Here is a 9,895-nt window from a genome sequence, read left to right as displayed (position 1 = left end):
ATTTAGCCCCATTTGGCAGCGGCTCGTTATATTCCGAGTACCTTCCTGACGACCAGCTCAATCCAGAACTGGATGAGCGTTGGGGCTTTAACTGGAAACACAGTGGTGTTCAAGGTCACTGGCGCTATGAGGCCGATTACAGCAAAGTCAGTGATATTGCTTATTTTCAAAGTATCGACTCCGATGTGGGTAAGCGGGAAGACAACACCTTGCTACAAACCGGCGAAATCAGCTATCGCGGGTTAGATTGGAATAGCACGGTACGTGTCCGAGATTTCCAAGCACTGACTGAGAATACCAGTGTCTATCGCCTCATGCCGCAGGTTGACCTCAATTACTATGCGCCGCAAACCTTGGGCTGGGCAGATATTAGTTTGCCCGCACAACTGAGCGTGTTTGCCAGTGATGACCCGAACAAACCTGAAGCCACCCGGACCCATTTGGCGCCGACCTTAAGCATTCCCTTCACGCGTCCTTGGTTTAGCGCCACCGCCGAAGCCAGCATGCTCTACACTCACTACGATCAGCGCTTTAATAACGCCTCACCCGATGCGGAGTCGACCGCCAAACTGAGTAAGTCAGTCGAGCGGAAGATCCCCACATTGCGGTTACACTCAGGACTGGTACTTGAGCGTAATTTCTGGGCGATGGGGAACAACTTTAGTCAAACCCTTGAGCCACAAGTGCAGTACTTGTATATCAAGGATGTCAATCAAAGTGATATCTATAACCCGGTGAACTACAACGGGGGCGGCTATGATACTGCGCGCTTACAAACCGATTACTATGGCCTATTCCGCGGTAATCAGTTCAGTAGTATCGACTTTATCAACCCCGCTAACCAACTCACCTACGGGGCAACCACACGCTTTTACGACAGCGGTTATAAAGAGCGCTTTAACCTGTCGTTTGGTCAAATCTATTATTTTGATCGCTCCTCGGATGAAGATGTGGATGCGTTCGACTATTCCGCGTGGGCGCTCGAAGGGGAAGCCAATTTCAACGACAACTTCTTTGTTCGCGGCTCCATGCAGTACGACAGCAACTTAAGTGAGTTGCAATTCGGTAATGCGATTGCGGAATACCGTCAGGATGGCTTTTACGCGCAAACCAGCTATCGTTACGTGGCGCAGGAGTACATAGTATCGACCTTGCCAAACCGAGATATCAGCAAGCTAACGGACGATGGATTGTCGCAAGCAGGTGTCGTGACAGGCTTCCCACTTTGGAACGGGCTGAGCTTTAAAGGGCAATACTGGCGCGATCTGACCCAAGATGTCATGCTGGAAAACCAGTTTAGCCTGACTTACCGTTCTGACTGCTGGGTCATTGGGCTGAGCTACAATGAGTACTTGCTCTCGCGCTCTAACATCAACAGCGATCCTGAATACGACAACAACGTCACCCTCTCGTTTAGTCTGCTGGGTCTCGGCGCACAAAGCGGTTTCAACTTCAGTACAGACTCAGGAAACGCCCTTGGCTACCGCGATCCTTTTGCGCTGAAGAACTAACACGGCACACTGTGGTCTGGACAGTAGAACGATTTTTAAAGAAGTGGACAAAGCATGAACAAATGGAGTCACGCCCTCATCACTGGCGTTTTAGTGTTGCTTACACCTTTTTCCCACGCAGCACCCAAAGAGCTGGATCGCGTGGTCGCTGTAGTTAACGACGGGGTCGTGCTGAACAGTGATATGGAAGCCATGCGTCGCACCGTGACGCTGAACGCACAACAAAATGAGCGTCAACTGCCACCAGCCTCCGTGCTGGAAGAGCAAATGCGCGAACGCTTAATTGTCGAAGAGCTGCAATTACAAGAAGCGAAGCGTTTAGGCATTCAAATTGACGATAGCCAGCTACAACAGGCAATTACTAATATCGCCAAAGAACAGTCGCTGAGCCTTGATGAGCTGCGTAAACAAGTTAGCGCGCAAGGCACCTCTTGGGCGCAATACCGCGAACAAGTGCGCCGCGAGCTGACCATTTCAGAAGCACGCAATGCCCAAGTGCGTCGTCGGATCAGCATTTTGCCTCAAGAAGTCGAATCCTTGGCCAAGCAGCTGAACGAACAACAACTGCAAAAAGTGCGCTACAAGCTGTCTCATATCCAACTAAAGCTGGATGATGACGCGGATAAAGCCACTCGCGAAGCCGTGAAAAAGCAAGCATTTGAGCTTGTCGACAAACTGCGTCACGGTGGAAAAGTTGCCGATTTGGCCATGGCATACTCGAAAGGACCGAAAGCGCTCGACGGGGGAGATTGGGGCTGGCTCCGTTTAGAGGAAATGCCGACCATCTTTGCCGACCAGATCAGTAACCAAGGGAAAGATGCCATTATTGGCCCCTTCCGCAGTGGTGTGGGCTACCATATTCTTAAAATCACCGATGTAGAAGGACTCGAGACCGTCGCGGTGACTGAGGTTAAAGCGCGTCATATTTTGATTAAGCCATCGATTGTCCTTAGTGATAAAGGCGCACAAAAAGAGCTGAATGACATCATCGCCCAGATCAAACGGGGTGATCAGAGTTTTGCCGATTTAGCTAAACAGTACAGTGATGACCCTGGCTCGGCAGTCAATGGGGGTGACTTAGGCTGGTCAACCACAGATGTCTATGTCCCTGCCTTTAAAGCCAAAGTGGATGCCCTTCCACAAGGCCAGATCAGCGAGCCATTCAAAACGGTACATGGCTGGCATATTGTTGAAGTCACCGACCGTCGCGAAGTGGATAAAACCGATGCAGCGGTTAAAAACCGAGCCTATCGTATGCTGTTTAACCGCAAGTTTAACGAAGAAGCACAAGCATGGTTGCAAGAGTTACGCGCCGGTGCGTACGTCGAGGTACTCGGCGATGACCGTTAAGCGTATTGCCATCACCCCAGGAGAACCTGCGGGGATTGGCCCTGATTTAATTTTAGCGATGGCACAGCATCCTTGGCCACACCAACTGGTGGTGGTGGCCAATCGAGACATGTTGGCAGCGCGCGCCAAAACACTTGGCCTATCAGTGACGCTTGAGCACTACGACACCACGCAGCCAGCCACGCCACACCAAGCCGGTACGCTGATTGTCGAGGATATATCACTCGGCGCGCCTGTAGTGGCGGGCCGCTTAGATGAAGCCAATGGCCGCTACGTGCTTGAGACACTGACACGCGCCGCTGAAGGGAATCTCAACGGCGAATTTGCTGCCATTGTCACTGGCCCCGTTCACAAAGGCATTATCAACCGTGCTGGTGTTTCATTTAGCGGTCATACGGAGTTTTTTGCCCAACACGCAAACGTCAATCAGGTCGTGATGATGCTTGCCACTGAAGGCTTGCGTGTCGCACTCGTGACTACCCATATCCCGCTCGCCTACGTCGCCAAAGCGATCACCCGAGAGCGTCTGCATGATGTGATTGCGATTTTGCATCAAGACTTGCAAGAGAAATTCGCCATCAAGCAGCCGCGTATTTATATCTGTGGTCTCAACCCGCACGCTGGGGAAGACGGCTGTCTTGGTCGCGAAGAAATTGACATCATTGAACCTGCGCTCGACGAGTTACGCGAGCAAGGGATGGACTTGGTCGGACCGCTCCCTGCTGATACGCTTTTCCAAGAGAAATATCTGCAAGATGCCGATGCTGTACTGGCGATGTATCACGACCAAGGCTTACCTGTGTTAAAATTCAAAGGATTTGGGCGCTCAGTGAATATCACTTTGGGTCTCCCTTTTATCAGAACATCAGTAGATCATGGTACCGCACTGGATTTAGCAGGTACTGGTACGGCGGATACAGGAAGCCTGCGGACGGCCATCTCCCACGCCATTGAATTAGTAGATAGCAAAGCATGAGCGATAAAGTCCACCAAGGCCACCGCGCCAGAAAACGTTTCGGACAAAACTTCCTAAACGACCCTTACATCATTGACGGCATTGTTTCGGCCATCAATCCGCAATCCGGTGAAAATCTGGTTGAGATTGGTCCGGGACTGGGCGCGTTGACTGAGCCTGTCACCGAGCAAGTGGATCATTTAAACGTGGTCGAGCTTGACCGCGATCTTGCCGCTCGCCTGCGTAGTCACCCATTTATGGCCAGCAAGTTAACCGTTCACGAAGCGGATGCGATGCAGTTTGATTTTGCCGAGCTTGCCAAGCAAGGGCCTTTGCGGATTTTCGGTAATCTGCCTTATAACGTCTCGACCCCTTTGATGTTCCATCTGTTTTCATTTGCAGGCCATGTGCAAGACATGCACTTTATGTTGCAAAAGGAAGTGGTAAACCGCTTGGCGGCGGGTCCAGGAACCAAAGCGTACGGCCGATTGACCGTTATGGCGCAATATTACTGTCAGGTCATTCCGGTACTAGAAGTCCCACCCAGCGCGTTTAAACCTGCGCCTAAAGTGGACTCGGCTGTGGTGCGTCTGGTCCCACACAAAACGTTGCCGCACCCTGCAACGAGCATGCAATGGTTAGAGCGCGTTTGTCGTGAGGGCTTCAACCAACGCCGTAAAACCATACGTAACGGTTTCAAATCCTTGGTGAGTGTGGACACACTGACTGAGCTCGGTATTGACCCTAGTTTGCGTCCGGAACATTTGACGCTGGCACAGTTTGTCAGTTTGGCAAACTGGCTGGACGCCAACCATCAACAATAAACAGGAGCCTTGACTTGCAAGCCACCGATAACCCGCAATTCGAGATTAATGTCGCGACCCAATACGTCGAAGATCAATCCGAGCCGGACAACGAGCGCTTTGTGTTTTCTTACACCGTCACCATTAAAAACCAAGGTGATGCGCCCGCACAGTTGATGCGACGCAAGTGGTTAATCACGGACGCCAACGGTAAAGAGCTCGAGATTGAGGGCGAAGGCGTGGTGGGAGAGCAACCCAGTATTGCCGCGGGGGAAAAGTATACCTATACCAGTGGCACCATCATTGAAACGCCTGTAGGTGTGATGCAGGGTTTCTATACCATGCAAGATCAAGCCGATAACCAGTTTAAAGTGGAAATTGAGCCGTTCCGCCTCGCGCTCCCTAACATTCTTCACTARCGTCCCTCAAGGAGGCCACACATGGCTACCTATCTTATCGGGGATATTCAAGGTTGTTACCAAGAACTGCGCGCGCTGTTGGCGCGCGTTGATTTCTCCCCCACTCACGATACCCTCTATGTCGCGGGTGATTTGGTCGCTCGCGGACCGGATTCCTTATCCGTGTTGCGCTATCTTCATTCGCTCGGCGCGTCGGCCAAGATAGTCCTTGGCAACCACGATCTGCATCTATTAGCCGTTGCACACGGGATTAAACCGGCCAAGCCAAAAGACCGTACCCAGCCGATCCTCGACGCGCCAGACCGAGAAACATTGCTTGAATGGTTAGCGGCTCAGCCTCTGTTAATCGACGAATCAGCGCGAGACGACGGTGGCTTTTTGCTGACCCACGCGGGGATTAGCCCACAATGGGATAAAGCGACGGCTGTCGCCTGCGCGCGAGAAGTCGAAGCCATACTGCACAGCAATGAGCAAGCGTGGTTATTACGACATATGTATGCGGATCAACCCGATCACTGGGAGGAAACGCTGGAAGGCCTGCCTCGCTACCGCTATATCATCAATACTTTGACCCGGATGCGATTTTGCTGGCCCGATGGTCGCCTCGATATGCAATGCAAGTTGCYTCCTGCGAAAGCGGCAGACACGGGTCTCATCCCTTGGTTTGAGGTGGCGCGCCAACAACCACTGGGACACGCGATTGTGTTTGGCCATTGGGCGGCTTTAGGGGGAACCATCCAGCCCGGCTTATACGGACTGGATACCGGCTGTGTTTGGGGCGGTGAGTTAACCTTGCTGCGTTGGGAAGACAAGGTTTGCTTTACCCAGCCAGCGCTCAGTGACGGTGCTTAACCACGCTCCCAAACCGTAAAAGTCAGTGGGTGGGCGTTTTTCTCGTCCGGTGCATGGGTTTCACTGGCCACTTGCGTCCACCCTTCACCCCAATCAGGGAAACGAGTATCGCCTTCAACATGGGTGTCGATAAAGGTGAGATACAAGCGATCCGCGCGCGGTAAAAACGCGTCATAAATGGTCCCACCGCCAATCACCATCACCTCAGCCACATCACCCACCGCGGCCAGCGCCTGCTCAGGTGAAGCGACCACGGTCACGCCGTCTGGTTGATAGTCAGGATCGCGGCTGATCACAATATTGGTACGCTTTGGTAAAGGGCGGCCAATCGACTCAAAGGTTTTACGCCCCATCACCACAGGATGCCCTAGGGTGGTGCGCTTAAACCACGCTARATCAGCCGGCAAATGCCAAGGCATCTGGTTATCTTTTCCAATTACTCGGTCTTTTGCCATTGCGGCAATTAAGCTGACTCGCATTACGCTGGCCTCATTGAATTAAATCACTGGTCGGCGACGATAAAATAATAACCCCGGCATCGCAAGACCAATGGCTAATGCGGCCAAGATAAACCCAGCGCTAATCAAATTCTCCATCAAGCTGGCCCACAAGGCCGGCGTGTATCCTTGGTTATTGATAGTAACCAAGGCGATCATCGCTTTAAACGCGTAAACGCCGGGGATCATGGGAATAATGGCGGCGACGGTAAATACCTTAGGATGGGCCAGAAAGCGCTGAGACCAATACACCCCTAAAAACCCGATGGTGGTGGCGCCCGCAAGCGTCGCCCACTCGATAGCCATGCCCGACTCCATCAACACAAACCTTAGCCCATGACCAATCGCGCCACCGTAAGCGCAGTATTTGAGCGCCTTGGCAGGCACATTGAAGACCAAGGCAAACCCTACCGCGGGGATCATGGCAAAAAACATATCTTCCAATAGGGCAAGCAGCAAACTCATAACCACCCCCATGCGCCGACAAGATTCATCGCCCCGACAATGCCGAGCGCGGTGGCGAGGGTCAGTAACGACGCCATGGTCCAGCGTGCAATCCCCATATCGACAAACCCTTTCACCATGTCAGAGACCGCGTTAATGAGCGGATAACCCGGCACCAACATCAACACCGACGATGCCATGATCAGAAAAGGTTCATTGCCCCAATTCATCACCGTCCCCACGCTTGAAATTAAGGTGGTCACCATGGCGGTAAGCGCAAAAGTGAGCAAAGGATTAAACTGACGGTGGGCAAGCAGTTGGCGCACACGCATGCCGCACGCCGATGCGACAAAGGTTAAGGCAAAGATAACCGCATCACCACCGGCCAACCGGCTAAACGCGGCACAGGAAAGCCCTATCATGCCCACCACTAGCCAAGGAGGATAACGATGAGGCTTGATGCGGGTGAGACGTTTACGCACCGCTGGCGCGTCGAGAATGCCCTTTTCCGCGAGGATCACCGTGCGCTGAATATCCGTTACCACCTGCATATTGATCCCGCGGTCGGGGCACTGTCTCGCAGTGGTAATGCAATGGCCGCGGTTCAAGGTGGTGACCACCAATGAACTGGCTGATAGCGCGAGCTCAACACTGTCTAGCCCCAACGCTTTGCCCAAGCGAATGCTGACATCGCTCACCAGTTTACTCTCTGCACCATGTTGCAAAAGTCGCTGCCCGACTTCTATGACCAAACGTGAAATCGCACGCTGTTCTGGTTCGGTTAACCGTCTCGTCACCCGCTATCCCTCTCGCCTTTATCTACTATCGCAGTATTGATGAATAACTGCTTAAAATCTTTGATGCAAATAAAACACCTCCGATTTCCTTGTCGGAATTGGGCAGCGTACCTTTTTCTGCGCTCAGCCAATACAGCGACGATCAAACATGGCGACGATAGGCATAAAAAAACCGCTGCTCGGGAGCAGCGGTTGTCAGGTTAAGGCTTGTAGATGATTTCGACGTCGTAGTCGTCTTCATCCCAATCGTCCCAATCATCGTCGTCATCGTCCGATTGATTGAGTTTCTTCTCGTGGTAGTCATCCCACTTGAAGGCCACCGTCTCATCTTCTGGCTCAACCTCTGGCGTCGGTGCCGGTAAGGTATCAATAAAGCCCATCAGATCGTAAATCAGTGGCTGGACGTTCGCCTTGTTGATCGCAGAGATCGCGTAATATTTATCATCCCACGCGAGCGCTTCTAACACACGGTCGATTTGCTCTTGCGCCTGCTCTTCTGGCATGAGGTCGACTTTGTTAAAGACCAACCAACGCGGCTTATCTGCCAGCTTCTCACTGTATTGGTTTAACTCATCAATGATGGTAAACGCATTGTCGACTGGATCGGTGCCATCCACAGGCATGAGATCAATCATGTGCAACAAGACACGGCAGCGCTCAAGGTGTTTCAAGAAGCGAATACCCAGTCCAGCGCCATCGGCAGCGCCCTCAATCAGACCCGGAATATCCGCCACGACAAAGCTTTTATCGGCAGCGACACGGACCACGCCAAGGCTTGGCACCAAGGTGGTAAAGGGGTAATCAGCGACCTTTGGCTTAGCGGCCGACACCGCACGAATAAAGGTTGATTTACCCGCATTCGGCAAGCCTAACATGCCCACATCGGCGAGGAGCAACAGCTCTAGGCGCAGCTGACGGACTTCCCCTTTGGTCCCCATGGTTTTTTGGCGTGGCGCGCGGTTGACGGATGATTTGAATCGGGTATTACCCAACCCATGGAAGCCGCCTTTTGCCACCATGACTTTCATGCCATGTTGGGTCAAATCGGCAATCACTTCACCAGTATCTTCATCGACAGCACGGGTACCAACAGGCACATTCAGCACCAAATCATCACCGCGTTTGCCGGTACAGTTACCACCGCGACCATTTTCACCACGCCCTGCGGCATGAAAGCGCTCGAATTGGTAATCAATCAGGGTGTTAAGGTTCTCGTCGGCGAGCAGGTATACATCACCGCCATCGCCACCGTCGCCGCCATCTGGGCCCCCTTTGGGCACATACTTTTCACGTCGGAAGCTGACGGTACCATTGCCGCCGTCACCCGCGTCTACGCGAATTATCGCTTCATCTACAAACTTCATGCTAACTTCTCCGCACCAGCGGCCAGAAACATCTCGTTCCCGGGCTGCTAGCCTTATCCCAGATTGGTGTGTGGCGATCTTATCGATCTTAGGATCAATTTTCAGCCTTGGCTGACTTTCTGCTTACCGTGGATTGGCGGCGGCTCGACGAGGGATCACCAGACACAATAAAAAGCCCCGCCAAGTGGCAGGGCTTCAAAATTCGCTTGGCGTTGAAACTTATTCAGCTTCGATAGTAACGAATTTACGGTTCTGAGGACCTTTAGTCTCGAACTTCACTTTACCGTCGGTCAAAGCGAATAGAGTGTGGTCTTTACCGCAACCTACGTTAGTACCTGCGTGGAATTTAGTACCACGCTGACGCACGATGATGTTACCTGCTAGAACAGACTCACCACCGAAACGCTTAACACCTAGACGTTTACTTTCTGAATCGCGGCCGTTTTTAGTAGAACCGCCAGCTTTTTTGTGTGCCATCTCTTCTCTCTCCTAACTCTTAAGCGCTGATGCCAGTGATTTTCACTTCAGTGAACCACTGACGGTGGCCCATTTGCTTGCGAGAATGTTTACGACGACGGAATTTGACGACTTTCACTTTATCGCCACGACCGTGGGTAACAACTTCCGCTGTTACTTTACCGCCACTAACAAATGGCGCGCCAACTTTAACGTCTTCGCCGTTTGCTACTAGCAGCACGTTGTCAAATTCAACACTTTCGCCAGTTTCAACGTCTAGCTTTTCCAAGCGAATAGTCTGGCCTTCGCTTACTCGGTGTTGCTTACCACCACTTTGGAAAACTGCGTACATGGTTTACTCCGCATTTCCGCACGGCCTACTACGTTTAATATTTGAGCAGTAAGGGGTGCGCATATAATTCATCAATAGGGCGCGAATTCTACGGT

The 9,895-nt window shown here is 52.1% G+C and carries 12 protein-coding genes; 6 read left to right on the top strand and 6 right to left on the bottom strand.

The genetic code is table 11. The features are described from left to right. The 6 genes from lptD to apaH form a co-directional block, all read left to right on the top strand. On the top strand, window positions 1–1,511 hold a 1,511-nt coding region (gene lptD / locus BZG83_RS14690), incomplete at its 5' end, for an LPS assembly protein LptD (RefSeq protein WP_131825100.1). Between the two features lie 54 nt (window positions 1,512–1,565). Continuing rightward, entirely contained in the window at window positions 1,566–2,861 is a 1,296-nt protein-coding gene (surA, locus tag BZG83_RS14685; protein ID WP_077481631.1) for a peptidylprolyl isomerase SurA, read from the top strand. Beyond that, window positions 2,851–3,837 (top strand): 4-hydroxythreonine-4-phosphate dehydrogenase PdxA, encoded by a 987-nt coding sequence (pdxA, locus tag BZG83_RS14680; protein WP_077481629.1) that lies wholly within the window; start codon window positions 2,851–2,853, stop codon window positions 3,835–3,837. The genes surA and pdxA overlap by 11 nt, the downstream gene beginning before the upstream one ends. Further along, a complete protein-coding gene (gene rsmA / locus BZG83_RS14675; RefSeq protein WP_077481627.1) occupies window positions 3,834–4,640 on the top strand; it encodes a 16S rRNA (adenine(1518)-N(6)/adenine(1519)-N(6))-dimethyltransferase RsmA in 807 nt (268 codons plus the stop codon). The genes pdxA and rsmA overlap by 4 nt, the downstream gene beginning before the upstream one ends. A gap of 14 nt (window positions 4,641–4,654) precedes the next feature. Then, window positions 4,655–5,038: a Co2+/Mg2+ efflux protein ApaG gene (gene apaG, locus BZG83_RS14670; RefSeq protein WP_077481625.1), complete on the top strand. Its 384-nt coding sequence runs from the start codon at window positions 4,655–4,657 to the stop codon at window positions 5,036–5,038. A gap of 21 nt (window positions 5,039–5,059) precedes the next feature. After that, a complete protein-coding gene (gene apaH, locus BZG83_RS14665) occupies window positions 5,060–5,890 on the top strand; it encodes a bis(5'-nucleosyl)-tetraphosphatase (symmetrical) ApaH (RefSeq protein WP_077481623.1) in 831 nt (276 codons plus the stop codon). On the opposite strand, the gene folA is transcribed toward apaH, so the two are convergent. The 6 genes from folA to rplU form a co-directional block, all read right to left on the bottom strand. Next, complete coding sequence (gene folA, locus BZG83_RS14660) at window positions 5,887–6,369, bottom strand: type 3 dihydrofolate reductase (protein WP_069589594.1); 483 nt, start codon at window positions 6,367–6,369, stop codon at window positions 5,887–5,889. The genes apaH and folA overlap by 4 nt on opposite strands. Before the next feature lie 18 nt (window positions 6,370–6,387). Next, the gene (locus BZG83_RS14655; protein ID WP_077455813.1) at window positions 6,388–6,852 is read right to left on the bottom strand and encodes a threonine/serine exporter family protein; all 465 of its coding nucleotides are present in this window, start codon (window positions 6,850–6,852) and stop codon (window positions 6,388–6,390) included. Continuing rightward, window positions 6,849–7,628, bottom strand: coding sequence for a threonine/serine ThrE exporter family protein (locus BZG83_RS14650; RefSeq protein ID WP_069589598.1), 780 nt, complete (start codon window positions 7,626–7,628; stop codon window positions 6,849–6,851). The genes BZG83_RS14655 and BZG83_RS14650 overlap by 4 nt, the downstream gene beginning before the upstream one ends. 200 nt (window positions 7,629–7,828) lie before the next feature. Then, window positions 7,829–8,992 (bottom strand): Obg family GTPase CgtA, encoded by a 1,164-nt coding sequence (gene cgtA / locus BZG83_RS14645; RefSeq protein WP_069589601.1) that lies wholly within the window; start codon window positions 8,990–8,992, stop codon window positions 7,829–7,831. A gap of 219 nt (window positions 8,993–9,211) precedes the next feature. Next, window positions 9,212–9,469, bottom strand: a complete 258-nt coding sequence (gene rpmA, locus BZG83_RS14640) for a 50S ribosomal protein L27 (protein WP_069589603.1) — start codon at window positions 9,467–9,469, stop codon at window positions 9,212–9,214. Window positions 9,470–9,488: 19 nt separating this feature from the next. Next, window positions 9,489–9,800, bottom strand: coding sequence for a 50S ribosomal protein L21 (rplU, locus tag BZG83_RS14635; protein ID WP_069589607.1), 312 nt, complete (start codon window positions 9,798–9,800; stop codon window positions 9,489–9,491). Window positions 9,801–9,895 lie beyond the last annotated feature (95 nt).

Source organism: Salinivibrio sp. PR919, from assembly GCF_001995355.1.
Taxonomy (GTDB): domain Bacteria; phylum Pseudomonadota; class Gammaproteobacteria; order Enterobacterales; family Vibrionaceae; genus Salinivibrio; species Salinivibrio proteolyticus.
This window is presented reverse-complemented; position numbering and strand designations above follow the sequence as displayed.